The organism is Luteimonas composti (genome assembly GCF_042678665.1).
GTDB lineage: Bacteria > Pseudomonadota > Gammaproteobacteria > Xanthomonadales > Xanthomonadaceae > Luteimonas > Luteimonas composti.
Genome location: NZ_JBHTKU010000003.1, coordinates 37,583 through 62,304, shown reverse-complemented (window position 1 = coordinate 62,304; position 24,722 = coordinate 37,583). Strand labels below are relative to the sequence as shown.

At 73.1% G+C, this 24,722-nt stretch carries 22 protein-coding genes; 11 read left to right on the top strand and 11 right to left on the bottom strand.

Translation table 11 applies throughout. From position 1 onward, the window contains the following. The first annotated feature begins 222 nt into the window (after window positions 1–222). Window positions 223–657, top strand: coding sequence for a hypothetical protein (locus tag ACFQ2D_RS09085; protein WP_280942192.1), 435 nt, complete (start codon window positions 223–225; stop codon window positions 655–657). Window positions 658–1,451: 794 nt separating this feature from the next. Here the strand turns inward: ACFQ2D_RS09085 and ACFQ2D_RS09080 are convergent. From ACFQ2D_RS09080 to ACFQ2D_RS09070, 3 genes are all read right to left on the bottom strand, one after another. Further along, a complete protein-coding gene (locus ACFQ2D_RS09080; protein WP_280942191.1) occupies window positions 1,452–3,233 on the bottom strand; it encodes a hypothetical protein in 1,782 nt (593 codons plus the stop codon). Window positions 3,234–3,735: 502 nt separating this feature from the next. Next, complete coding sequence (locus ACFQ2D_RS09075; protein ID WP_280942190.1) at window positions 3,736–4,623, bottom strand: 5'-nucleotidase, lipoprotein e(P4) family; 888 nt, start codon at window positions 4,621–4,623, stop codon at window positions 3,736–3,738. A 65-nt stretch (window positions 4,624–4,688) separates the two neighbouring features. Then, window positions 4,689–6,659 carry a UvrD-helicase domain-containing protein gene (locus ACFQ2D_RS09070; protein WP_280942189.1) on the bottom strand — a complete coding sequence of 657 codons (1,971 nt, stop codon included), beginning with the start codon at window positions 6,657–6,659 and terminating at the stop codon, window positions 4,689–4,691. Between the two features lie 125 nt (window positions 6,660–6,784). Between ACFQ2D_RS09070 and ACFQ2D_RS09065 the strand changes: the two genes are divergently transcribed. Next, window positions 6,785–7,486: a hypothetical protein gene (locus ACFQ2D_RS09065; RefSeq protein WP_280942188.1), complete on the top strand. Its 702-nt coding sequence runs from the start codon at window positions 6,785–6,787 to the stop codon at window positions 7,484–7,486. Between the two features lie 71 nt (window positions 7,487–7,557). Further along, window positions 7,558–8,181 carry a thymidine kinase gene (locus ACFQ2D_RS09060; protein ID WP_280942187.1) on the top strand — a complete coding sequence of 208 codons (624 nt, stop codon included), beginning with the start codon at window positions 7,558–7,560 and terminating at the stop codon, window positions 8,179–8,181. Here the strand turns inward: ACFQ2D_RS09060 and ACFQ2D_RS09055 are convergent, their stop codons facing one another. The 4 genes from ACFQ2D_RS09055 to ACFQ2D_RS09040 form a co-directional block, all read right to left on the bottom strand. After that, window positions 8,182–11,010 carry a serine/threonine-protein kinase gene (locus ACFQ2D_RS09055; RefSeq protein ID WP_280942186.1) on the bottom strand — a complete coding sequence of 943 codons (2,829 nt, stop codon included), beginning with the start codon at window positions 11,008–11,010 and terminating at the stop codon, window positions 8,182–8,184. A gap of 93 nt (window positions 11,011–11,103) precedes the next feature. Continuing rightward, window positions 11,104–11,664 (bottom strand): ECF-type sigma factor, encoded by a 561-nt coding sequence (locus ACFQ2D_RS09050; RefSeq protein ID WP_280942185.1) that lies wholly within the window; start codon window positions 11,662–11,664, stop codon window positions 11,104–11,106. A gap of 70 nt (window positions 11,665–11,734) precedes the next feature. Then, window positions 11,735–12,559 (bottom strand): bifunctional DNA-formamidopyrimidine glycosylase/DNA-(apurinic or apyrimidinic site) lyase, encoded by an 825-nt coding sequence (mutM, locus tag ACFQ2D_RS09045; RefSeq protein ID WP_280942184.1) that lies wholly within the window; start codon window positions 12,557–12,559, stop codon window positions 11,735–11,737. Next, window positions 12,552–13,373 (bottom strand): ABC transporter ATP-binding protein, encoded by an 822-nt coding sequence (locus ACFQ2D_RS09040; protein ID WP_280942183.1) that lies wholly within the window; start codon window positions 13,371–13,373, stop codon window positions 12,552–12,554. The genes mutM and ACFQ2D_RS09040 overlap by 8 nt, the downstream gene beginning before the upstream one ends. A 108-nt stretch (window positions 13,374–13,481) precedes the next feature. Here ACFQ2D_RS09040 and ACFQ2D_RS09035 point away from each other — a divergent pair, with 108 nt between their 5' ends. Together ACFQ2D_RS09035 and ACFQ2D_RS09030 are read left to right on the top strand one after the other, a co-directional pair. Next, complete coding sequence (locus tag ACFQ2D_RS09035; RefSeq protein ID WP_280942182.1) at window positions 13,482–14,690, top strand: DesA family fatty acid desaturase; 1,209 nt, start codon at window positions 13,482–13,484, stop codon at window positions 14,688–14,690. After that, window positions 14,690–15,046 carry a hypothetical protein gene (locus ACFQ2D_RS09030; protein WP_280942181.1) on the top strand — a complete coding sequence of 119 codons (357 nt, stop codon included), beginning with the start codon at window positions 14,690–14,692 and terminating at the stop codon, window positions 15,044–15,046. The genes ACFQ2D_RS09035 and ACFQ2D_RS09030 overlap by 1 nt, the downstream gene beginning before the upstream one ends. Before the next feature lie 22 nt (window positions 15,047–15,068). Here the strand turns inward: ACFQ2D_RS09030 and ACFQ2D_RS09025 are convergent, their stop codons facing one another. Both ACFQ2D_RS09025 and ACFQ2D_RS09020 read right to left on the bottom strand, forming a co-directional pair. Next, window positions 15,069–15,563: a nuclear transport factor 2 family protein gene (locus ACFQ2D_RS09025; RefSeq protein WP_280942180.1), complete on the bottom strand. Its 495-nt coding sequence runs from the start codon at window positions 15,561–15,563 to the stop codon at window positions 15,069–15,071. 153 nt (window positions 15,564–15,716) lie between these two features. Next, a complete protein-coding gene (locus ACFQ2D_RS09020; protein WP_280942179.1) occupies window positions 15,717–16,715 on the bottom strand; it encodes a mitochondrial fission ELM1 family protein in 999 nt (332 codons plus the stop codon). A 65-nt stretch (window positions 16,716–16,780) separates the two neighbouring features. Between ACFQ2D_RS09020 and ACFQ2D_RS09015 the strand changes: the two genes are divergently transcribed. From ACFQ2D_RS09015 to ACFQ2D_RS08995, 5 genes are all read left to right on the top strand, one after another. Continuing rightward, a complete protein-coding gene (locus ACFQ2D_RS09015) occupies window positions 16,781–17,368 on the top strand; it encodes a malonic semialdehyde reductase (protein WP_280942178.1) in 588 nt (195 codons plus the stop codon). A gap of 103 nt (window positions 17,369–17,471) precedes the next feature. Next, a complete protein-coding gene (locus ACFQ2D_RS09010) occupies window positions 17,472–18,170 on the top strand; it encodes a YceI family protein (protein ID WP_280942177.1) in 699 nt (232 codons plus the stop codon). Between the two features lie 116 nt (window positions 18,171–18,286). Further along, window positions 18,287–18,487: a zinc-finger domain-containing protein gene (locus tag ACFQ2D_RS09005; protein ID WP_280942176.1), complete on the top strand. Its 201-nt coding sequence runs from the start codon at window positions 18,287–18,289 to the stop codon at window positions 18,485–18,487. A gap of 18 nt (window positions 18,488–18,505) precedes the next feature. After that, window positions 18,506–19,645, top strand: coding sequence for a glycosyltransferase (locus ACFQ2D_RS09000; protein ID WP_280942175.1), 1,140 nt, complete (start codon window positions 18,506–18,508; stop codon window positions 19,643–19,645). Next, window positions 19,602–20,954, top strand: a complete 1,353-nt coding sequence (locus ACFQ2D_RS08995) for an O-antigen ligase family protein (RefSeq protein WP_280942174.1) — start codon at window positions 19,602–19,604, stop codon at window positions 20,952–20,954. Before ACFQ2D_RS09000 ends, ACFQ2D_RS08995 begins: the two co-directional genes overlap by 44 nt. A 50-nt stretch (window positions 20,955–21,004) precedes the next feature. Here ACFQ2D_RS08995 and lpxL read toward each other — a convergent pair whose 3' ends face one another. Beyond that, window positions 21,005–21,919 carry an LpxL/LpxP family Kdo(2)-lipid IV(A) lauroyl/palmitoleoyl acyltransferase gene (gene lpxL / locus ACFQ2D_RS08990; RefSeq protein WP_280942173.1) on the bottom strand — a complete coding sequence of 305 codons (915 nt, stop codon included), beginning with the start codon at window positions 21,917–21,919 and terminating at the stop codon, window positions 21,005–21,007. A 77-nt stretch (window positions 21,920–21,996) separates the two neighbouring features. On the opposite strand from lpxL, the gene waaA reads away from it, so the two are divergent. After that, window positions 21,997–23,301 (top strand): lipid IV(A) 3-deoxy-D-manno-octulosonic acid transferase, encoded by a 1,305-nt coding sequence (gene waaA, locus ACFQ2D_RS08985; protein ID WP_280942172.1) that lies wholly within the window; start codon window positions 21,997–21,999, stop codon window positions 23,299–23,301. An 81-nt stretch (window positions 23,302–23,382) separates the two neighbouring features. Here the strand turns inward: waaA and ACFQ2D_RS08980 are convergent, their stop codons facing one another. Further along, window positions 23,383–24,717 carry a TolC family outer membrane protein gene (locus ACFQ2D_RS08980; RefSeq protein ID WP_280942171.1) on the bottom strand — a complete coding sequence of 445 codons (1,335 nt, stop codon included), beginning with the start codon at window positions 24,715–24,717 and terminating at the stop codon, window positions 23,383–23,385. Between the last annotated feature and the right edge of the window lie 5 nt (window positions 24,718–24,722).

The window sequence follows — 24,722 nt, the reverse complement described above, 5'->3', positions numbered from 1 at the left end:
GCGCGTGAACCGCGGGTGGCCGCGGCGGAGCGTAGCGACTGCGATGGCGGAAACTGGCGGCATGGGCGGCATGGGCGGCATGGGCGGCATGGGCGGCGTGCGACATGGTGGAGGGCCCGGGTGAACTGCGGCCAGGCGTGGTGGTTTGTCCATGCCTTGACCCACGGACTGCTACGGTCTGTACGGGACCATCCGCACCGGAGGCAGAGGATGCGTGGCTTGATGAACATGCGGGAGAGGCGGGCAGCCGTATCCGCTTTCGTGCTGCTGGGTATTTCGCTGGGTGCGACCGGTCCCGCTTCGGCGCAGCTGGTGGATGCAGGCGGGCAGGCCAACCTCATGCAGCAGCACACGCTGATGCGCAACCAGAGCACGGGCGATGGTCCGGACTGGGTCGATCGCGAAGCGCTGCGCCAGAAGAACGGCGGCAAGGTGTTGCCGGGTTCGTCCGCGCGACGCGATGCGCCCGTCGACCAGGCCGCGCTCGAGCGCGACATGCGCCACATGATCGAACGCAGGCGCGCGCAACTGCTGCCCGAGTACGAACGCCGCGTGCGAAGGGACGGCCGACCCAGTGCGGATCGCTGGCTGCGCGAGGTCGCCGCCGAGATGGGGCGTCGCGACGGCGAGCAGATCAAGGCGCGCTACGGTCAGTAGCGCTCGAACCTTGCGCTCTTGTCGACGAGCCGGGTCACGGGATGATGTTGCGCAGGCGAGTCGTGGCCTGCATCCCCATACCCGCCTGCATTGTGTTTGGCATGGTCCTGCAGGGCTGCGATCGCGCATCGCCCCGCGGTGACCGAACATCCCGCGGGCGCCGCGACGGAGACCAGCAACGCACCTGGCTCGTAGCGGTTCGACGAGGCCTTCGCAGCCGCTTGTCTGAGTGGCTTGCGGGGTACCCCAGCGAACACGCGCAGGTTGTAGCAGTCCACCGACGTGCGCGAGCGCACGGCCTCGGACGTCCTGCGGAACGAGCAGCCGCTGGAGACCGCGACGGCCGGCGAGCTGCAGGCCATGGTCCGCGGCGGCGATGCTTTCCGCGATGCGGCAAGTGCGATGGTCGAACGACAGCTCGATGGCGATGATCTCGTCGACGTGCTGGCCATGCACCACGCGGTGCACTGGGCGGTGGTCAATCGGGCCGCCTGCCACGCGAGCAGCTCCCGGCGATCCGGACGCGATCGCGTCCTCGTCGCTGCTCGCCGAGCTGCAGTCGTCCGACGACGTTGCGCGTCAGGGTGTTCGCCGACCGCGCGGCCCTGCTCACGGCGATCCGGAGCCGGGAGTACGTGACCCTGCTGCAGGCCACCGCGCTGCAGCGCTACGCCAACCGGGTCGCCGCCGATTTCGAACGACGTGACGGCCTCGACCTGCGCGAGGTCGACGCCGACCGCGTCCCGACCCGGGCGGGCAGCGCCACGCGCAACCGCCGAATCCGCCCGTGGCGGTCAGCGCATCCGCCTGGCCAGCAGCCAGGCCCACAGCCCAGTGAGCAGGCCGATGCCGGTCAGCGCATTGCGCCAGGCGCCGAGCGACTCGGGCGCGATCGGGAGGCGGGTCAGCTCCGGCGCGACGGCCGCCAGCGCCACGCCCAGGCAGCCGTAGGTGACCGCGATCAGCGACCAGTAAAGCCACTGGCGCCGGCGCGAGCGCAGGGCTTCCGGATCCGGCGTCGACGCCTCGTCGGCCTCCCCGGCTACGCCCTTTGCCGGGGCGCCCGCGGCAGCATGCGCGACGGTGTGCCCCAGGGGACCTGCCGCACCCGCGGCGATGCCGGCGGGGGGGCGCTCGTCGCCATCCATCGCGGCCTGACGTTGGCCATCGACGCTGGAGAGATGATCGCCCCCGGCACGGGCCGCGCCGAGCGCATGGCCAGCGGCGACAGACGAGGGGCCGTTGGCCGTCGGGGTGTCGATCTCTCCGGCAGCGGGAAGGGCGGTGCCCGCCGCTGCCTGCCCGGACCGCGTTCCTTGCCTACGGCCGCCGGAGCCGCCGCCATCCGCGTCTTCGCCGTTCGCGCCCGCCTCGCCATCGGGGCGGCGACCGCGTTCGCGCGCCTCCTGCGCGCCGCCGCGCGCGCGGATCGCCGCCTCGGGCGCGTGCGCATGGGTGGTGCCGGCGGGATTCGCGACCGCGGCCAGGGTCACGCCGGCCGCGGCGCCGCCCAGGCCCGACAGACCCGGCGGTTGGCCGCCGCGCTCGACGGTGGAGCCGGCGACCTCGGCGCGTGCAGGCAGCATCTGCGGCGCGTCCTGGACGAGCTGCGTGGTGGCAGGCTGCGCCTGTGTCGTCCCAGCCGGCGCCTGGTGCGCCGGCACGGGCTGGCTGCCCGTGACGGGCGTGCCAGACGGAGGATGGAGGGACGTGGACTCCGGACGGGCGAGGGGGGGCGCCAGCGTCTGCGGCGCCTCGGCGGGAGCGCGCTGGTGGGCGGCCTGTGCGGGATCGTTGCCGGACGGCGAGCCGGCCCGCGCTTCCGCTGCGTGTGCCGCGCGTGCGTCGCGCCCTTCGGCCTGCGCCAGCGCAGCCGCGCGCGCATCGATGGCCCCGTGGTGGCGGCCTTCGGCGGCCGCGCGCATTTCCGCCGGCAGGGCGTGGGCCGCGTGGCGCGCGTCGGGGGCCGCCTGGCCGGCCTCGCCGCGGGCAGGCAGGGGCGGTTCGGTTCCCTGCGCGAGCCTGCGCGCCTCGGCGGCCATCGCCTGCGGTGCGCGCGGGTCGTGCCCGGTCCGCGAGAGCACGCTCGCCAGCGCCTCGGGCTGGGCGGGAAGCGAGCGCAGCGCGTCGGGGTTGCGGTGCAGCACCTCGCCGAGCTGGCGCAGCATGCTGGCGGGCAACTGCTGCAGCTCGCGTGCGATGGCGTCCAGCGAGGGATGCAGCGACCCCTGCTGCGTCGGCGGAGCGAGCGGTTGCGGAGCGGGGCCGCGCACGGGATCGGCCGCCGCCTGGCGTGCCTGGACCGGGACGGCGGTGTCCATGTGGGGCGGGGCGAACGATGCGCTGCGCGCCATCCCGTACATGCCCTGCGGCGATGGCCCCTGCGGAACCGGTGGCGCGAGCGGCTGCGCGCCGGGGCCGCGCAGGGCGTCGGCCAGGGCCGGATGCCCCTGCGGTGGGAGCACGCTGCCGCCGTGGTGGATCGTTCCGTGGCCGAATCCCGGCAGGCCGGGCGATCCCTGCGGCACGGGCGGCGCCAGCGGTGGCGCCGGCGGGCCGCGGGTGCCATCGCCCATCGGTGGACGCGCATGGGGCGGAGGGCCGTCTCCATGCAGATGCCGGGAGGGTCCGTTGCCGCCATCGCCGAAGCCGGGCGGACGGCCCGGACCGTCGCCATCGTGCGCGCCGTGCGGGCCGCCCGGACGTGGCGCGTCCGCGTGCCCGCCGTCGATGTCCATCCCGTCCCCCGGGCCTGCGAGTCCGGGACGCGCAAAGTCGGGGGCGCCGCGACCGGGCAGCAGCGAGGACAGGGCATCGTGCAGCGACAGGGAGGACATGACGGCACCCCGCGGTATGGCCCGGTCCGTCGGGCGGCAGTCGTTCCACGCTACGACGGCACTCGAGCGTCCGATACCCGGGGTCGACCCTAGGGGTATCCGCCTGGGGGACAAAAAAAACGGGAAACCGTGGTTCCCCGTTCAATCCGGCGAAGCCGGAGGACTGTGTTGTGGCCGGGACAGCCTAGCCCGCTCGGCCACCTGATGCAATACCTTAATTTCTATAAGGCAAGCTGTTGATCTAATTGGCGAGATTGAGGGAGTCGCGCTTGTGCCGCCGACGCTCGTCCCGCGGCTGGCGCCAGGCGTTGTCGAACAGGGCCGGTTCCCAAGAGCCATAGGTGGGGTTGGCCAGCATCCACCAACGCTCGCCGAACCAGGCCTGGTGGGCGTCCAGCAGGCCGGCCCGCGCCTGCGGCGTGTTCGTGGCCACCTCGACGAAATCGCCCAGCTGGTCGCCGAACTGCATCAGCACCCGGTACTGGCGTCCGGCAAGGCGGCGCCGGCACAGCTTTTCCGAGCCACGCTGCTCGCAGTCTTCCACCTGCATGCCGAGGCCGAGGAACACGCTGTCGTCCTTCACCGGCAGGCCGACGGCGCGCAGGTTGTCCAGGGTGGCCTGCTGCAGGTGCTGGGCGCGGTTGGACAGGTAGAGGATGGTCACGCCGGCGGCATGCGCGGCGCGCGCGAACTCGAGCACGCCGGGCACCGGCTCGGCCTTGCGCTCTTCCACCCAGGCGGCCCAGCTGTCGTCGTCGTACTCGCCGCCGCCGGCGACCAGGCGCGCCTGGTAGGGCGAGTTGTCGAGCACGGTTTCGTCGATGTCCACGATCACCGCGGGCGGCAGGCCCGCCAGCGGTGCGGCCTGCGCGCGCTCGGAGGGCGCCAGCGCGTCCCAGTCGGGATTCGCCAGCGCGGTATCGAGCCGTGCGGCGGCGGCCCGGTACAGGGAGATGGTGTTGGCGCGGTACTCGGCCGAGCGCTGCACCCACAGCACCGCGTTGAGGTTGTCGTCGGCACCGGCGGACGCGACCGTCGCCGTGGGCGCGGCGGGCTGCGGCTGCATCGAGGCGCAGCCGGCCACGGACAGCACGGCGGTCAGGGTGGCGGCGAGGACGTGCGCGCGCATGCGGTCAACCTTGCATCTGGAACGGGAGGACGAGTGTAGCGAAGCGATGCGGCCGGCCGGCGCGCTCAGTCGCCGAGCAGCGCGCGGATCGATGCGAAGCCGACATTGGCGCGTTCGGCCTTGCGCGCCGCGTCGGCGACCGGATCGGCGCCGTCGCGCTGCAGCTCGGCCGCGGGCAGTTCGTCGAAGAACCGGCTCGGCGCGAGCCGGAGCTTGGCGCCCCAGCGCTGGGATTCGCGCGGATAGGACAGCCACAGCTGTTCCTTGGCGCGGGTGATGCCCACGTAGAGCAGGCGCCGCTCTTCGTCCAGCCGGCCCTCGTCGATGCTGGCCTCGTGCGGCAGGGTGTTGTCGTCCATGCCGACGATGAACACGTAGCGGAACTCCAGCCCCTTGGCCGCGTGCAGGCTCATCAGCCGCACCTGGTTGCCGGGTTCGCCCTTGTCGGCGTGCGAGAGCAGCGCCAGCTGCGCGGCCAGTTCGCCGGGGCCGGTGCCGCGCGCGCCGTCGAACCAGTCGGCCAGCTCGTCGAGGTTGCCGCGGCGGATGCGGAACAGCTCGTCGCTCTTGCACTGCTCGCGCAGCATCGCCACCAGGCCGGAGCGTTCGTTGAGCGCGCGCACCAGGTCGGCCGGCGCCAGGTGCGCGGCATCGCGGCGCAGCCCGCGCACGATGTCGGTGAACCCGCCGAGCGCATTGGCCACGCGCGGCTGCAGCTGCTTGAGCAGGCCCATCGATTCGGCCGCGCGCGACAGCGGCAGCTGCGCGTGCCGGGCCATCTCCGCCAGCTTGGCCAGCGAGGCCGCGCCGATGCCGCGGCCGGGCGATTGCACGGCGCGCAGGAAGGCCGAATCGTCCTCGGGATTGGCCAGCATGCGCAGCCAGGCCAGCGCGTCCTTGACCTCGCCCCGGTCGAGGAAGGCGGTGCCGCCGGAGAGATGGTAGGGAATGCGCAACAGCTGCAGCGCCTTCTCCAGCGCGCGCGACTGGTGGTTGCCGCGGAACAGGATGCAGAACTCGCCCCATTCGACCTTGCGCGCGGTGGCGATGAAGTGGATCTCGCCGGCCACGCGCTCGGCCTCGTGCGCGGCGTCGCGGCACTCCCAGATGCGGATCCGCTCGCCGTCGGCCTGCGCGCTCCACAGGGTCTTGGGATGCTCGTGGGGGTTGTTGGCGATCAGCGCGTTGGCCGCGCGCAGCACGCGGTTGGAGCAGCGGTAGTTCTGTTCGAGCTTGACCACCACCAGGTTGGGGTAGTCCCTGCCGAGCTGGGTCAGGTTCTCGGGGTTGGCGCCGCGCCAGGCGTAGATGCTCTGGTCGTCGTCGCCCACGCAGGTGAAGTTGGCCTTGGGCCCGGCCAGCGCCTTGAGCAGGCGGTACTGGGCGTCGTTGGTGTCCTGGCACTCGTCCACCAGCAGGTAGCCGATGCGCTCGCGCCAGCCGGCGATGGCGTCCTCGTCGGTCTCCAGCAGCTGCACCGGCAGGCGGATCAGGTCGTCGAAATCGACCGCGTTGAAGGCCGCCAGGCGCTCCTGGTAGCGCGCGTACAGCGAGGCCGCCTCGTGCTCGCGCGCACTGCGCGCCGCCTCGGCCGCCTGTTCCGGGGACAGGCCCGCGTTCTTGATGTTCGACACCAGCGACTGCATCGCCTGCACCGCGTCGGGCTTGGCGCCGGGCATCAGGTCCTTCAACTGCGCCAGCGTGTCGTCGCTGTCGAAGATCGAGAAGCCCCGGCGCAGGCCCAGCTTGGCATGGTCGATCTGCAGGATCTTCAGCCCCAGCGCATGGAAGGTGCAGATGGTCAGGCCGTCGGCCGCGTCGCCACGGATGCGCTTGCCCACGCGCTCGCGCATCTCCTTGGCCGCCTTGTTGGTGAAGGTGATGGCGGCGATGCGCTTGGCCGGATAGCGGCCGGACGCGATCAGGTGCGCGATCTTCTCGACGATGACGCGGGTCTTGCCGCTGCCGGCGCCGGCGAGCACGAGGAGGGGGCCGTCGCAGTGCAGGACTGCGGCGCTTTGCTGGGGATTGAGCATGGATCTGGCGGAAAACGGATCGCCGCCAGTGTATCGCCCTGCCGGCGCAGGTCCGGCTGCGACGAGGCGCTTGCGGCGCGGGCCGCGCTGCGGTATGCAGCGCATCCATTCCCCGGGAACCGGCCATGCGTGCGCTGTCCTCCGCCTTCGTCCTCGCCGTCCTGTTGGCCGCGCCCGTGCATGCCGGCGACGGCCGCGCCGCCGTCGAACCGACCTACGACTACTGGAACGCCCATCGCGACCAGAAGTACCGGCGCCTGGGCATCGAGGCCCTGCAGGCCGGTCGCGGCGAAGAGGCGCGACACCTGCTCGGGCAGGCCGCGCGCTACGCCGACAAGCCGGCGCAGGCGCTGCTGGCGCAGCTGTACTGGGAGGGCCAGGGCGGCCCGCGCGATCCCGCGACTGCCTACGCCTGGATGGACCTCGCCGCCGAGCGCGGCCATCCGCAACTGCTGCTGCAGCGCGAGTACTACTGGTCGGCCCTGGACGAACCCGCACGCGCACGTGCGCTGGAGGTGGGCCGGGCGCTGTATGCCGAGTATGGCGACGCGCAGGCGCAGCCGCGCCTGGAACGCGAGCGCAGGCGCTGGACCAGGCTTGCGGTCGGCAGCCGCCTGGGCGGGCCGAGCGCCGCCCGGGCCTGCACGGGCAGCAAGGCCGCCGGGCGCGGTGCCGGCGGGCTGGATGTCTGCGGCAGCGGCGTCGATGCGTCCGTCCACTACGCCGAGGCCCGTCTGAGCCCGGCCGAGTACTGGCGCGCCCGCGACCAGGACGTGGCCGCGCTGTTCGGCACCGCCGCGATCGGGACGCTGGAACCGCAGCGCTGAACGCCGCCGCGGCGCCCGCGCCTGGCAGGAATCGCCTCGTGCGGGCGCGGCGCGCTCGCTAAACTGCGCGCATGGCCAAGCTCTACTTCTACTACTCGGCGATGAACGCCGGGAAGACCACCACCCTGCTGCAGTCGGCGCACAACTATCGCGAGCGCGGGATGCGCACGCTGATCCTGACGCCGCGCCTGGACGATCGCGCCGGCAGCGGCACGGTGGCCTCGCGGATCGGGCTGCGGGCCGACGGCGTGCCGTTCGGGCGCGAGGACGACCTGCAGGCGCTGGTGGAGCGAGACATCGCTTCGAACGGCCGGCTGCACTGCCTGCTGGTGGACGAGGCGCAGTTCCTCGGCCGCGCCCAGGTCTGGCAGCTGGGCGAGGTGGTCGACGCGCTGCGCGTGCCGGTGCTGTGCTACGGGCTGCGCACCGATTTCCGCGGCGAGCTGTTCGAGGGCAGCCAGTACCTGCTGGCCTGGGCCGACGAGATCAGCGAGATCAAGACCATCTGCCACAGCGGCAGCAAGGCCACGATGACCGTGCGCGTCGACGGACAGGGTTTGGCGGTCAGCACAGGCCCGCAGGTGGAGATCGGCGGCAACGAGCGCTACGTGTCGGTCAGCCGCGCCGAGTTCAAGCGGATCTCACGCGGCGAGGGCAGGATCGAACCGTTGCAGCAGCCGCTGCCGCTGGGCTGATCAGCGACCCGGCGCCCCGCCGCGGCTGCCCAGGCAGGCGGCGTGCAGGCGGTCGACCTCGCGCGACAGCGCGCCGCCTTCGGGCCGTGCCTGCGCGATCTGGGTCTGCAGCGCCTGCAGGCTGGCCAGCGCCAGCGGCCGCTGCGCGGCCGCACCGCAGCGCACGTCGGCGGCATAGGCGCGCGCCAGCCAGCCGGCCTTGCGCAGTTCGGGCTCGTGCTGCGGCAGTTCCGCCAGCGCGTCGAGCCGGCTCAGCGCGACCGCGTCGCCGCCGCGCGCCTCGAGCCGCGCCAGCGAGATTTCCGCGCGCCGCGTGTGCGAATGCTGCGCACCGTAGCCGGCACGCGTGAGCGCCTGCGCCTGCTGCAGGCTCGACAGCGCCTCTCCGTCGCGCCCGAGGCCGGCCTGGACCTCGCCCAGCAGGCGCAGCGTGTCGCCGACCAGGCCGTGTTCGTCGCCGTAGGCCTTGCGCCGCAGCGCGAGGGATTCGAGCAGCAGGGGCAGCGCGTCCGCGTCGCGCCCCGCGCTATGCAGGACCAGTGCCGTATTGAACAGGCCGCTGGCCAGCGGGAGTTCGTTGCCGTGGCGGCGCCAGGCCTGCACCGAGCGCGCCAGTTCGCCCAGCGCGGCGTCGATGTTGCCCCGCTCCCAGGCGACGATGGCCAGCGAGGCGCGCGCGCGCGCGACGTCGACGTGTTCCTGTCCGAGCCGCGAGACCAGCCAGGCGAGGGTGTCGCTGAACTCGGCTTCGGCCTCGGCCAGGCGGCCCTGGTCGACGTACAGCGCGGCCAGCTGGCGGCGGGCGTCGATGGTGGCGTGGTGGCGCGCGCCGCGCAGGTCCAGGGCCAGCTGCACCGCCTGGCGGCAGTCGCGTTCGGCGGCGACGGTGTTGCTCGCGTCGCGCTCGTAGGAGCAGGACGCGCGCAGCAGCTCGATCGCCAGCGGATGGCGTTCGCCCAGGGTCGTGCGCAGCAGGCCGAGCGCGGCCCGCGACGAGGCCAGCGCCTGGCGGGTGTCGCCTGCGGCGGCGTGCAGGTTGGCCAGGTCGCCGAGGTTTTCCGCCACCCCCGCGGCGTCGTCCAGCACGTTGCGGCGCAGCGACAGCGAGCGCAGGTACAGCGCGCGCGCATCCTCGAGGTTGCGCGCGCTGGCCTGGCAGCGGCCGAACTGGGTGTAGAAGGCCGAGGCCGGCAGCGGCAACCGGTGCTCGCTGCGCCGTGCCAGGGCGAGCAGCGGCTGCATCCGCGCCAGGCAGGCGTCGGTGTCGCCGGTCAGCCGCAGCACCCGCCCCAGGTCGGTGGCCGACTGCAGGCGCAGGCTGGGAGGCGCATCCGGCAGAGCGTCGACCAGGCGCGCCTGGCGCCGCAGCAGCTCGTGCGCCGCGGGGTAGTCGCCCAGGCCCGAGCGCAGCCGCGCCACCACGCCGAGCAGCTCGGCACGGGCCACCGGCTGGCTGGAGAGTTCGCGCTCGATGCGCCGTTCGCCGTCGTCGAGCAGCCGGTGGATATCGACCGGCGCGCCCGCGGGCACGCCGCCGGCGGTCTCGAACAGGCCGACCACGAAGTTCTGCATCGCCTGCGCGCGCGCCGACTCGCTCACCGCCTGCCGCGCCTGCCAGGCGACGATGCCCAGCGCCGCCACCAGCACCAGCGAGACCACCGCCGCGGTCGACAGCGCCCAGCGGTGGCGGCTGACGTACTTGCCGATGCGGTAGGACATGCTCTGCGGCCGCGCGTGCACGGGCTTGCCGTCCAGCCAGCGCTGCAGGTCCAGCGCCATCGCCTCGACCGAGGGATAGCGCTGCTCGGGCTTCTTGGACAGCGCCTTGAGCACGATGTTGTCGAGGTCGCCGGCCACCTCGCGCGCGCGCCTGCGCACCGGCTGGCTGGCGGTGTTGCCGTCGGCGTCGCGCTGCAGCGCCAGCGACGGGCGCTGCGGGTCGGCGTTGAGGATCGCGTCCTCCCACTGCGCGTCGCTGTGCCGCTTGAGCTGGTAGGGCTTGCGGCCGGCGAGCATCTCGTACAGCACCACGCCCAGCGAGTACACGTCGGTCATGGTGGTGACCGGTTCGCCGCGGATCTGTTCGGGCGCGGCGTAGTGCAGGGTGAAGGCGCGCAGGCCGGTGCGGGTCTGCTCGGGCGCGTGGTCGGGCGTGTCGAGCAGCTTGGCGATGCCGAAGTCGAGCAGGCGCACGTCGTCCAGCGGCGTGACCAGGATGTTGGAGGGCTTGAGGTCGCGGTGGACGATCAGGTTGGTGTGCGCGTGGCTGACCGCCTCGCACACCTGCATGAACAGCTGCACGCGCGTGACCACGCCCGGGTCGCGTGCGCGGCACCAGTCGGTGATCGGTTCGCCCTCGACGTACTCCAGGGCCAGGTAGGGCTGGTTGTCGCTGCTGATGCCGGCGTCGAGCAGGCGCGCGATGTGCGGGTGCTCGAGCCGCGCCAGGATCTGGCGTTCGCGGGTGAAGCGCAGGCGCAGGCCCGGATCGGCCAGGCCGGGGCGCAGCAGCTTGAGCGCGACGCGGCGCTCGTACAGGCCGTCGGCGCGGCGCGCCAGCCAGACCTGGCCCATGCCGCCTTCGCCGAGCATGCGCTCGAGCGCGTAGGGTCCCACCGAAGCGCCGGCGTGCACGCCCGGGTGCGGGGTGATCAGCGGCTCGTTGAGGAAGTCGCTGCCGGCCTCGAGCGCGAGCAGTTCCTCCAGATCGTCGGCCAGCTGCGGATCGTCGTCGCGCAGCGAGGCCAGGCTGGCGGCGCGCGCGGCCTCGTCGAGTTCGAGCAGGGCGTCGAGCAGCGGCGACAGGCGCTGCCAGCGGTCGGCGTCCATCAGCGGCGGATCCAGGCGGCCGGTGCGCGAAGCGGGCCCGGGCCGGGCTGGTCGTGTGGCATGTCTCCCCCCGGCGCCCCGATCGCGGCCGCCTCAGCCGCCCAGCGAGGCCAGCAGGTACATCCGCGCCTTCTGCCAGTCGCGGCGGATGCTGCGGTCGGAGCGGTCGAGCAGGGTGGCGATCTCCGCCTCCGACAGGCCACCGAAATAGCGCAGTTCCACCACCTGGGCGAGCTTGGCGTCGACCCCGGCCAGTCGGGTCAGGGCCACGTCCAGCGCCAGCATGTCCTCGTCCATGCGCAACCCGCCTTCGAGGTCGTGCGGCAGGTCGGTGACGCGGTGGAGGTCGCCGCCGCGCTTCTGCGCCAGGCGCTGGCGCGCGTAGTCGACCACCACGCTGCGCATGGCCGACGCGGCATAGGCGAAGAAATGGGCGCGGTCGTCGAACTGGATCTCGCGGCGGCCGATGAGCTTGAGGTAGGCCTCGTGCACCAGCGCGGTGGCATCGAGCGTCTGGCCCATCTGGCCGGACAGCTGCCGGCGGGCCATGGTGTGCAGTTCCTGGTAGAGCGTGGCCAGGACCTGGTCGAGCGCACTCCGGTCGCCGCCGCGCGCCGCGTCCAGCCAGAGAGTGATGTCTGCGGTGTCGGACATGTGGCGCTGTGCTCCCTTCAGCGCCCGGGACTATACCGCGAAGCCGCGCCGGACGCGGGCCGCGGCGCCCTCAGCGCTGGCAATGGCCGCACCAGACCGTCGCGCGCTGGCCGATGCTGGCCTGCCGCAGGGGCCGCCCGCAGCGGGGACAGGGCTCGCCGCCGCGACCGTAGGCCGAGAGCTCCTGTTCGAAGTAGCCCGGGGCCCCGTCCGGCGCCAGGAAGTCGCGCAGGGTGGTGCCGCCGCGGGCGATCGCATGGGCCAGGATGCGCTTCACCGCGTCGGCCAGCAGCCGGTAGCGCTCGCGCGAGACCCGTCCGGCCGCGCGCAGCGGTGAGATCCCGGCCGCGTGCAGGGCCTCGGCGGCGTAGATGTTGCCGACGCCCACGACGATGCGCTGGTCCATCAGGAAGGTCTTCACCGGCGCGCTGCGGCCGCGGCTGCGGACGAACAGGTAGTCGCCGTCGAAGTCGTCCGACAGCGGCTCGGGTCCCAGGCCGCGCAGCAGCGGATGCACCTGCCCGGGTGCCTGCCAGAGCAGGCAGCCGAAGCGGCGCGGGTCGTTGAAGCGCAGCACGCGGGCCGCGCCGCGCGGACCGTCGAGCACGAGGTCGACGTGATCGTGCGTGCGCAGCGGGGTGTCGGCCGGCAGCACGCGCAGGCTGCCCGACATGCCCAGGTGCAGCAGGGCGCTGCCCGCCGCGGTGTCGAGCAGCAGGTACTTGGCGCGACGGCGCACGGCGTCGATGCGCTGGCCGGGCAGCTCGGCGACCAGCTCCGGCGGGATCGGCCAGCGCAGGTCGGGGCGGCGCAGGACCAGCTCCCGGACCCGGCGACCCTCGACATGGGGCGCCAGTCCGGCGCGGGTGGTCTCGACCTCGGGCAGCTCAGGCATCGGCCGCCTCCGCCAGCGCCAGCGTCGGGAACTCGCCCTCGGCATAGCGCAGGGGCGCGCCGTAGGCCTGCGAGAGCAGGGCATCGGTGAGCACCTGGGGGCGCGGTCCGTCGGCCACCACGCGGCCGTCGCGCAGCAGCACCACGTGGCCGATCTCCGGCACCAGTTCCTCGGCGTGGTGGGTCACCAGCAGCAGGGTCACGCCCTCGGCGGCCAGGCGGCGCAGGGTCCGCAGCAGGCGCCCGCGCGCGACCACGTCCAGCCCGGCGCCGGGCTCGTCCAGCAGCAGGGCCATCGGCGCGTGCACCAGCGCCCGCGCCAGCAGGACGCGCCGCGCCTCGCCGGTGGACAGGCCCGCGTACTCGCGCCCGGCCAGGTGCGCGGCGCCGGCCCGCGCCAGCGCGACTTGGGCGGCGTCCAGGCGCGCCGGGTCGACCTCGTCCTCCTGGGGCGCCAGGCGCGCGTCGAAGGCGCCGAGCACGACGTCGCGCACGCCCAGCCCCGGCAGCGTCAGCAGGTCTTCGTGCAGGGCGCCGGTGACGATGCCCAGGCGCGAACGGATCGCACGCACGTCCCACAGGTGCCCGCCGAGGATGCGCACCGGCGGGCGCCCGTCGGCGTGCGCGGCCGGATACAGCTGCCGGGTCAGCAGCTGGATGAAGGTCGACTTGCCGCAGCCGTTGGGGCCGAGGATCGCCGTGTGCCGCCCCTGCGGCAGGCGCAGGCTGACCCGGTCCAGGGCGGGGCGGCCGTCGCGCAGCACGGTGGCCGCGTCGAGTTCGATCAGGGGAGGCGAAAGCGGGGTGCCGGTCATGAATGCGATATGGGGATGAACAGGGTCGTCCCCGGGGGCCGCCCGGGGCTGGCCTTGGGGCGGTCCGGGCCCCATGATGCCGGGGTTCCTTCCGCTTCGACACCTGTCATGCCCGCGTCCTTCCTCGATTTCCTCGCCGGTGGCCTGCTCCAGTTCGGCTTCTGGCAGCTCGCGCTCTACCTGCTGGTCGCGACCCAGCTCACCATCTTCTCGGTCACCCTGTACCTCCATCGCAGCCAGGCGCACCGGGGCGTGGACTTCCACCCGGTCATCGCCCACTTCTTCCGCTTCTGGACGTGGCTGACCACCTCGATGATCACCCGCGAGTGGGTGGCCATCCACCGCAAGCACCACGCCAAGTGCGAGACCGAGGAGGATCCGCACAGCCCGCAGTTCAAGGGCATCAAGACCGTGTTCTGGCGCGGCGTGGAGCTGTACCGCGAGGCGCGCGCCATGCGCCAGGACATCGAGCAGTACGGCCGCGGCGCGCCGGAGGACTGGATCGAGCGGCACCTGTACACGCCGCACGCCAACCTGGGCCCGACCCTGCTGCTGTTCGTCTCGTTCGCCCTGTTCGGCTTCGCCGGCGTGGCGATCTGGGCGATCCAGATGATGTGGATCCCGTTCTGGGCCGCGGGCGTCGTCAATGGCCTCGGCCACTGGTGGGGCTACCGCAACTTCGCCACCACCGACACCGCCACCAATCTCACCCCCTGGGCGGTGTGGATCGGCGGCGAGGAACTGCACAACAACCATCACGCCTTCCCCAGTTCGGCCAAGTTCGCCCTGCGCCGCTGGGAGTTCGACATCGGCTGGGTGGTGATCAAGGGCCTGGAGAAGGTGCGCCTGGCGAAGGTGCTGCGCGTGGCGCCGTCGCTCGACGTGCGCCCCAACATCCAGGTGCCCGATACCGACACCATGAAGGCGCTGCTGGCGCACCGCTTCCAGGCCATGACCGACTACCAGCGCAACGTGCTGATGCCGGCGCTGCGCGAGGAAGCCCAGGCCGCGGGCGCGAAGCTGCGCGCGCTGCTGCCGCGCAAGCTGCGCAAGGGCCTGGTCGACGACGGCCGCTGGCTCAACCCGGAAGCGCGCGAACAGATGCAACAGTGGATCTCGCAGCGCCCGCGCATCCAGACCCTGGTCGAGTACCGCCGCCGCCTGGCCGCCGTGCTCGAGGCCCGCACCAGCAACGCCGGCGAGGCGCTGCACAACCTGCAGGCCTGGTGCCGCGAGGCCGAGGCCACCGGCATCCGCGCGCTGCAGGACTACTCGGCGCGCCTGAAGGGCTATTCGCTGCAATCGGTGCGGGCCTGATGCCCCCGCGGCGCCCGGTCCCCGCCGCGGGAAGGGGCGCCGCCGCCTGCCTCGCGCTGCTGCCGGCGCTGGCGCTGGCGCAGGTCACCGAGACCCGCGAATACCTCTCGCGCATGGATACCGACGGCGACGGCCGGGTATCGCTGGCCGAATACCAGGACTGGATGAGCTACGCCTTCGATGGCATGGACCGCGACGGCGACGGCGTGCTGTCCGCCACCGAGCAGCCAGGCGGCAAGGCACGGCCGCTGACGCGGGACCAGCACCTGGCCCGCCTGGCCGAACGGTTCAGCCGCCAGGACGCAGACCGCAACGGTTTCCTCGACGCCCGCGAGCTGTCTGCGCCGCCGCGCTGATCCTGACGGCGCTTCGCTCCGCTCAACGCCGCGGACCGGCGCTCCCGGGGTCCGGACCCGGCGGCACGTTGTTGGCGTGGCGGAACGCCAGGCGCCACTCGCCTCCATGCAGCCGCCAGGCGTTGGTGTAGCGCCTGCGCAGCACCACCCCGGCATTGGGCGCACCTTCGGCCGGGACCACCGTCTCGTCGCCCATCACCACGACCATGTCGGGATAGAACAGCAGCTGTTCGGGACGGCGTTCGAAGCGGGTATACCGGATCACGCCCTCGTCGATCAGCGCCAGCAGCGCCGCCTTCTCCTGCACGATGCGGTTGGTCGGATGGTTGACGGTGTGGTCGTCGGGCAGGAGGCGCTCCAGTGCGGCGCGGTCGCCCTTGAAGATCGCCTGCGCGTGGGCCAGGTCGAGCGCGCGGATGCGGTCGCCGAGGCGGGAATCGGGCGGCAGCTGCTGGGCATGGCCCAGGCCGGCGAGACCTGCCAGCAGGCCGGTGAGGACGATGTGCCGTGGTGTCATGACGTGCTCCCGGTTGCGGCGGCCGGGGAGTCCGGGCCGTCCGGCGGCAACCGATCGCGGGCAGCGCAGTCGCGGTGCCGCCAGGGCTTGCCAACGCCGTCCGCCGCGCGGGCCGGCCAGCGGCGGCGACGCGTGCCGGCCGGCCCTGGCGGATCAGGCCCCGGGCCAGCCCAGCCGCTGCCGGATGTCCGCAGCGACCCTGGGAGTCTCGCGCAGCGGCGTCATCGGCGCGCCCGGCGGCTGGTCCAGGGGACCGGTGCGGCCGCGCGCGGCGACCGCGTCCAGGAACTCGCGCTGCCGCCCGCGGCCCAGCTGTCGGCCGAAGACATGGACCGGCACCCGCGTTGCGCAGGCTTCGGACACCATGTTCACCGAATCGGGCGAACACACGATGCGGTCGGCCCAGGCGAGCAGGCCGGGATACGGGTTGGCGCCGTCGGCGGGACCCGCCCAGCACAGCCCGCGCACGCCATCCAGCCCTGCGCGCAGCCGGCGCACGAGCTCGGGCGGGGTGCGCCGGGAGGCGGTCGCCAGCAGGCTGCCGCCCTCGGTCTCGCGCAGCTGCCGCAGTCGCGCGAGCACCGCGTCCAGGCTGTCGGCATCGAAGCGCGCGTTGGCGGTCGGCCCGCCCAGCAGGAGGGCGGTGCGCGGTCCGGGCAGCGAGCCGGGCTGCGGAAACGCCGCCCTGGCCTCGGCCAGCCACTCGTCGTCGACGGGGTGCAGGCTGCCGATGAGATGGACCACGTTCGCGCCCCTGGTCCGGTCGTGCTCCGGCGCCACCACGATGTCCCAGTGCCGGGGATCGATCCGTGGATCCAGGATCTGGACCGTCGCGCCCGCACGCCCGCGCAGCAGCCGCGTGGCCAGCGCCGCCTGGCGGCCGCAGCCGATGGCGAGCGCCGGATCCTGGTCCCGCACGGCGGCGAAGTCCGGGCCGAAAGCGGCATGCGCACCGGGCAGGATGCGCGGCGCGACCCAGCGCCACGGCGCGCGCGGCGTCAGCTGCAGGCTGCGCACCTGTCCGCCCAGCGCCGCGGCCAGCGCGTCGGCCTGGCGGGCGTTGCCGGCCCGGCCGTCGCTGAACGTCCAGATTTGTGCAGAATCGGCGCGCTTGGAGGCGTGTTGTTCTATTTTCACTACCTTCAATTGCATTGGAGGGTGCGAAGCAACGCACATGGAACACTACACTGTGCCATTCCGCCACTGCCCCGATGCCCATGACCCAGTTGCCCGACCCGTCGCTCGACCAGCTGTTCCGCCAGGCGCGCACCCACAACGCGTTCTCGGGCGAGATCGACGATGCCACCCTGCGCCGCCTCTACGACCTGCTCAAGCTCGGCCCGACCGAGGCCAACGCCTGCCCGGCGCGGTTCGTGTTCGTGCGCTCGGCCGAGGCCAAGGCCAGGCTGGCGCCGGCCCTGAGCGAGGGCAACCGGGCCAAGACGCTGGCCGCGCCGGTCACCGTGATCGTCGGCCACGACCTGCGCTTCTACGACAAGCTGCCGGTGCTGTTCCCGCACACGGACGCGAAATCCTGGTTCGAGGGTTCGCCCGAGGAGCGACTGCAGCGGGTCGCCCTGCGCGGCTCGAGCATGCAGACGGCCTACCTGATCCTGGCCGCGCGCGCCCTGGGGCTGGATACCGGCCCGATGACCGGCTTCGACAACGCCCAGGTGGACGAGGCCTTCTTCAAGGGCACCACGATCCGCTCCAACGTCCTGGTCAACCTCGGCCACGGCGAACCGGCCGCGGTGCATCCGCGCCTGCCGCGCCTGCCGTTCGACGAGGCCGCACGCATCGAGTGACCTTCCGATCCACCCGCGGAACCCGGTTCCGCGGCGCAGTCCCGCCGCAGTCCGGGCGCGCGCGAGCGCGGCCCTTCCATTCCATCTCCCCGAGGACACCATCATGCGCACCGCCTCCCGCCTCCTGCTTCCCCTGGCACTGACCGCAGCGCTGGCCGCCTGCGGCCAGGCCGACACCCCCGCGCCCGCCGCGCCCGCCGAGGCCCCGGCCGCCGAAGCGCCTGCTGCGCCGGAAGCCGCGCCCGCGGCCGCCGTCGAAGGCGTGTCCGGCACCTACATCATCGATCCGGGCCACACCACGGTGATCGCGCAGTGGAGCCACTTCGGCTTCTCCAACCCGGTGGCCAACTTCGGCGACGCCGAGGGCCGCATCGTGTTCGACGCGGAGAACGTCGCCGCCTCGTCGGTCGAGGTGACCCTGCCGCTGTCGGGACTGAACTCGTTCGTGGCCGACTTCGACGCGCACCTGCGCAGCGCCGACTTCTTCGAGGCCGACAAATACCCGGCCGCCACGTTCCGCAGCACCGCCGTCGAGGCCGCGGGCCCCAACCGGCTCAAGGTCACCGGCGACCTGACCATCAAGGACAACACCCGTCCGGTGGTGCTCGACGTGACCATGAACCGCTTCGCGGAGCATCCGATGCTCAAGCGCCCGGCGGCCGGCTTCGACGCCACCACCACGATCAAGCGCAGCGACTTCGGCGTGGGCGCGTACGCGCCGAACGTCAGCGACGAAGTGCAGATCCGCATCACCACCGAGGCGGTGGCGGCCGCGCCGGAAGGCGAGGCCGCGGCGGGCTGATCCGGCAAGGCCGCGCTCCGGCGCGGCCGATCCGGCGCCGGCCGGCACGCCCGGCCGGCCCAGCCGATGGCCGCTCCGCGCTAGAATGGCGCGGATCATCCGGATTTCCGCACGCCATGACCGCCACCCAGCCCCAGACCACGCAGGCCAACGCGCAGACCCGCTACGAAGTCCGTCGCGGCGACCTGCCCCTGAGCTGCCCGCTGCCGTCGATGGGGCTGTGGAACTCGCATCCGCGGGTTTACCTGCCGATCGAAGCCGACGGTGGCGAAGCGGATTGCCCCTACTGCGGCGCGCATTTCGTCCTGGTCGACTGACGCGGCGGCGGCACGCGCATGCCGCGCCCGCTGACCGTGGTGCAGCTGCTGCCGGCACTGGAGTCCGGCGGCGTCGAACGCTCCACCCTCGAGATCTCCGCCGCGCTGGTACGCGCCGGCCACCGCGCGATCGTGGTCTCGGCCGGCGGGCGGCTGGTACGGCCGCTGCGCGCGCTGGGCGCGAGCCACGTCGAACTCGACATCGGCAGCAAGTCGCTGCTGGTGCTGCGCCACGTGCCGGCGCTGCGCCGGCTGTTCGCCGACGCGCGTGCCGACATCGTGCACGCGCGCTCGCGGCTGCCGGCCTGGCTGGGCTGGCGCGCGCTGGCCGGCATGCCGGAGGCGGCGCGGCCACGCTTTCTGACCACCGTGCACGGGCTCAATTCGCCTTCGCGCTACAGCGCCATCATGGCGCGCGGCGAACGCGTGCTCTGCGTCTCGCGCACGGTGCGCGACTACGTCCTGCAGCACTACCCGGGCACCGACCCGCTGCGCCTGCGGCTGGTGCCGCGCGGCATCGACCCGACGCAGTTCCCGCGCGCGCCGCACCCCGATCGTGGCGCGCGCGCGACCGTCGCCGCGCGGCATCCGGCGCTGGGCGGTGACGGTCCGCTGCTGCTGCTGCCGGGCCGCGGCACCCGGCTCAAGGGGCATGCCGACGCGCTGGCCCTGCTCGAAACCCTGCGCGGCGGCGGGCTGGACGCGCGGCTGTGGATGCCGGGCACGCGTGAGCCGGGTCGCGAGCGCTACGTCGCCGAACTCGAACAGGATGCGGCCCGGCGCGGCCTGCAGGGCGCGCTCGCCATCACCCCACCCACCGCCGCCATCGCCGAGGCCTACGCGGCCAGCGACCTGGTGCTGCAGCTCTCGCGCAAGCCCGAGGCCTTCGGGCGAACGGTGATCGAAGCGCTGGCCTGCGGGCGCCCCGTCGCCGGCTGGGCGCATGGCGGCAGCGGCGAACTGCTGCGCGAGCTGCTGCCCGGTGGCGCCGTGCCGCCGTTCGATGCGCCGGCGCTGACGCTGGCGGCGCGGAGCCTGCTCGAACGCCCGCCGCCGCTTCCCGATACCATTCCCTACACCCTGAAGGCGATGCAGGACGCCACGCTGTCGGTCTATGACGAACTCCGCGACGCTCCCCACGCCCCCCTTGAACGCTGACGCGCCGGCCGCCGGCTGGCGCTGGGCGCCGCACTGGGTGCTGGCCTTCGTGGCCCTGTGGCCGGCACCCGGCTACGCGGAGGCGGTGATGGTGCTGGGTTCGCTGGCGGCGATCGTGCACCTGCTGGTCGGCCGCTTCCGCGGCGGCATGCGCCTGCTCAGCCACCAGGCCTGGGCGTTGACCAGCGTGCTGTTCTGCGCCTACTGGCTGCCGCAGATGGTGTCCTCGTTCGACGCGCTCGACCACGGCCGCGCCTTCCGCGAGTCGCTGGTGGACCTGCGCTACCTGCCGTTCCTGTGGCTGGCCGCATCGGCGGTGGCCTCGGCGCGCGGCCGGCGCATCACCTTCGGCGGGCTGGCGGCGATCGTGCTGGTGTGGACCCTCGACGCGCTGGTCCAGGTGCTGGCAGGCACCAGCCCGCTGTTCTGGGGCATCGACGCGATCAAGCAGGCGATCAGCGGGCGCCCGATGTGCAGCGTCGAACAGCTCGCGCTGAGCGACCGCCTGGGCGGCGTGCTGGGTCCGTGCAACCTCAAGCTCGGCGTGGTGCTGGCCAGCCTGTCGCCGTTCGCCCTGTACTTCGCCGGGCGCCGCTTCGGCAGCGGCGGCTGGATCCTGGCCGCGCTGCTGATCGGCATCGTGGTGCTGTTCGCCGGCTCGCGCGCCTCGTGGATCACCTTCGCCCTGGTGCTGGCGTTGAGCGGCTGGAGCCTGCTGGGCTGGAAGAAGCTCCTGGGCGTGTTCGCCGCCGGCGCGGTGGCCCTGGCGGTGCTGAGCTGGTTTTCGCCGCAGGTGCAGCAGCGCGTCGCGCGGACCGCGCAGGCCTGGAGCGTCGAGGGCGGCGAGGGCGTGGACACCGCCCTGTCCGGCCGCACCCGCATCTGGGGCGCCGCGGTCTGCATGGCCCGGGAGCATCCGGTCAATGGCGTCGGCGCGCGCGGGTTCCGCCGCGCCTTCCCGGCCTGCGATCCGCGGCCCGGCGAGCCGGCGGCCTGGGGCGAAGGGCCTGCCTTCCACGCGCACCAGATCGTGCTCGAGGTGCTCAGCGAGACCGGGCTGTTCGGCCTGCTGCTGTGGCTGGCCGGCGCGGCGATGGCCTGGCGGGCCTGGCGCTTCGCCAGCCGCGACAGTCGCGAGCGTGCCCGTCCGGCGATGCTGGCGCTGGCGGTGACGGTGTTCCCGTTCAACACCCACCTGGCGTTCTACTCGACCTTCTGGGGCGGGCTGACCCTGCTGCTGGCCGCGCTCTACGCCGGCAGCCTGCTCGCCGGCCGCGACGCGACGGACGCGGCGCGTCCTCGCGCCTGACCGGTTTCCACCCGCCCGCGCCGGCGCGATGGCGCGAGCTTGCAACGGGATCAGTACACCGAGCCGCCGTCGGGCTGCCGCTTGAAGCGCCGGTGGATCCACAGGTACTGCGAGGGCGCGGCGCGCGCCATCTCCTCGATGCCGGCGATCACGCGCGCGGTGTCGGCGGTGGGGTCGGCCGACGGGAACTCTTCCAGCGCCGGCCACAGGCACAGCGCGTAGCTGCCGTCCGCGCGCCGCCGGTGCTGGAACAGCACCACGGCCGCGCCCGACAGCCGCGCCAGCGAATGGGTCGAGGTCAGGCTGTGCGCTGGCTGCCCGAAGAAGGGGACGAACACCGCATCGCCGCGGCTGGGATCCTGGTCGGGCGCGTACCACAGCAGGCCGCCCTTCTTCAGGTGCCGCACCGCGCCGCGCACGTCCTGCTTGGGGAACATCGCCGCGGCGTAACGCGCGCGTCCGCGGCGCACCGCCCATTCCATGGCCGGCGAGGCGTGCGGCCGGTACATGCCCGCCAGCGGCACGTGGTCGCACATCAGCCGCCCGCAGATCTCCAGCGTGCTGAAGTGCCCCGACACCACGATCACGCCGCGGCCATCGGCGCGTGCGGCCTCGATATGCTCCAGTCCCTCGACGGTCAGCCCGCGCCGCATCGGATCGACCGATCCCCACCACGCGCGCGCGAACTCGAACAGGCCGATGCCCAGCGAGGTGAAGTGCTCGCGCAGCAGCGTCTCGCGCGCGGCGGCGTCGAGTCCGGGGAAACACAGCGCGAGGTTGCGCGCGGCGACTTCGCGGCGGTCGCGCAGCAGCACCCGCAGCAGCGTGCCCAGGCCTTGCCCGATCGCGCGCTGCCACATCCAGGGCAGGCGCGCGGCCAGCGCCATCAGGCCGATGCCCAGCCAGGCCGGCCAGTGGCGCGGCGACAGGGGCGGGGCGGGCGGGGCGCTGGAGTGGGAAGCCATGCGCGGATTGTAGTCGGAGGGTCGTGGCGGGCAGGGCGGCACGGGGGGCGATCGCGCAATCCCGCTATCCTGTGCGCATGCCCGCCGTCGACAACACCGAACGCCTGCTGCGCGGCCTGTACTCGGCCGCGCTCTACCTGCTGGTGCCGGTGACGGTCTATCACCTGATCTGGCGCGGATTCCGCCAGGAAGCCTATTTCGAGCGCTGGAGCGAGCGTTACGCGCGCTACGCCGTGCCCGCGGCGCGGACCCCGGTCTGGGTGCACGCAGTGTCGGTGGGCGAGGTCAACGCCGTCGCGCCGCTGGTCAACGCCCTGCTTGAAGCGCTGCCCGGTCAGCGCCTGCTGGTGACCACCATCACCCCGACCGGCTCGGCGCGCGTGCGTGCGCTCTGGGGCGAGCGCGTGGACCATGTCTACCTGCCCTACGACCTGGGCGGCGCGGTGCGGCGGTTCCTGAAGCATTTCCGGCCGCAGGTCGCGCTGGTGGTCGAGACTGAGCTGTGGCCCAACCTGCTGCTGTGCTGCCGCGACGCGGGCGTCCCCGCCTACCTGGTCAACGGGCGCCTGTCCGAGCGCTCGCTGCGCGGCTACCGCGTGCTGCGGCCGCTGCTGGCACGGGTGCTGGCGACGCTGCGTCGCGTGGTGGCGCAGTCGGCCGAGGACGCCAGCCGCTTTGGACGGCTCGGCGCGCCGGAGGCTTCGCTGGTGGTGGCGGGCAACCTCAAGTACGACATCGACATCGACGTCGCGTCGCTGGCCCGCGCCGCCAGCGAGTTCCGCGAGCGCATCGGCGGCCGGCCGGTCTGGATCGCCGCCAGCACCCATCCAGAGGAAGAGGCCGCGGTCCTGGCGATCCACCGGCGCCTGCGCGAACGCTGGCCGGACCTGCTGATGCTGTGGGCGCCGCGCCACCCCGAACGCTTCCGCGGCGCGGCGCAGCAGGCCGTCGATGCCGGCTGGCGCGTCGCCACGCGCCGGCTCACGCACTGGCCCGACGCGGACGACGCGGTGTTCGTGCTCGATACGCTGGGCGAACTGCAGCTGTTCTACGCCTGCGCCGACGCGGCGTTCGTCGGCGGCAGCCTGCAGGACATCGGCGGGCACAACCTGCTCGAACCGGCAGCGGTCGGCACCCCGGTGGTCAGCGGACCGCGCCTGCACAACTTCGCCGACATCGCGCGGCAGATGGAAGCGGGCGGCGCGCTGCGCATCGGCCAGGACGCCGATGCGGTGGGCGCAATCCTCGCGCAGCTGCTCGCCGATGCGGACGCGCGCACGTCGATGCGCGAAGCGGGGCTGGAGATGGTGCGCAAGGGCCGGGGCGCGCTGCGACGCACGCTCGAGGTCATCGGACCTGACCTGCCGGCGGCGCAGGCCTGAGCCGCGCAGTCCGCGAAGCGGGTCCATCAACGAAGAAGCCGGCGCAGGGCGCCGGCTCCGGGGGCGTACCTTCGTCGCCGCTTACTGCTGCTGAGGCGCCGGCGCCGTGGTGTCGATGGTGAGCAGGCGGTTGATGTCCTGCACCGTCGTCGCGTCCAGCGTGCCCGCGGCCTGCTCGAGCAGCAGGCGGTTGCGCAGGTAGTTGTAGCGGGCCGAGGCATAGGCCTGGCGCGCGCTGAACAGGTTCTGCTGGTTGATCAGCACGTCGATGACGGTACGGGTACCCACCTCCAGGCCGACCTGCGAGGCGTCGTACGCGCTCTGCGCCGAAACCAGCGCCAGGCGTCGCGCCTCGACCTCGCTGATGCCCGCGACCAGCGCCTGGTAGGCGTAGCGGGTGTTGCGCTCGATCGCGCGGCGGTTCTGCTCGAGCTGGTCCTGGGCGATGTCGCGACTGTTGATCGCCTGGCGCACGCGCGCCTGGGTCGCGCCGCCGGAGAAGATCGGCACGGTCAGGGTCAGGCCGATCGAATGGCCTTCGTCGGTCACCGCCACCGATCCTGGCGACGGCGAATACCATCCGGTGTTGTTGTTGTAGGTCACGCCCAGGCCCAGCGACGGCAGGTGGCCGGCGCGGGCGGTGGTCACGCCGTGCTCGGCGCCCTGCACCGCGTACTGCGACGCCTGCAGGCTGGGATTGCTGTCGAGGGCGCGCTGCACCCAGGCTTCCGCGTCGCCGCCGGCCGGGAGTTCCGGACGGAAGTCCTCGGGCAGGGCGCGCAGGGCGTTGATCGGCGTGCCGGTGATCTCGGCCAGCGCCTGGTAGGCATCCTGCAGCGCGTTGCGCGCGAGGATGGTGTTGGCGCGGGCGCCGTCGTACTGGGCGCGGGCCTCGTGCACGTCGGTGATCGGCGCCAGGCCGACCTCGAGGCGCCGGTCGGCGTAGTCGAACTGCTTCTGGAACGCGGCTTCCGCGGCCTCGGCCGCGGTCAGCGTCTCCAGCGCCACCAGCACGTCGAAATAGGCGTTGGCGGTCCGCGAGATCAGCTCGTCGCCCGCGGCCTCCAGGTCGTAGTCGGCGGCGGCGGCGAAGTCGCGCTGCGCCCGCAGGTTGGAGATGGTGCCCAGGTCGAACACGCTCTGGCTGAGCGTGGCACTGTAGTTGCGGCTGCGCGAGGTGCCGGTGGTGCCGGCGTCGTGCGAGCGGCCCAGGCGGGCGGTGCCGTCGATCTGCGGCAGCAGGCCGGCGCGCGCCACCACCACGTCCTCCTGCGAGTTCAGGCGCCTGGATTCGGCGATCGACAGCTGCGGATCGTTGACCCGCGCCAGCTCGTAGGTCTGCATCAGGTCTTCGGCGAAGACCGGCGCGGACGCCAGGGCCAGGGCGAGGGAGAGAACGAGGGGGCGGCGGAGCATCGGGA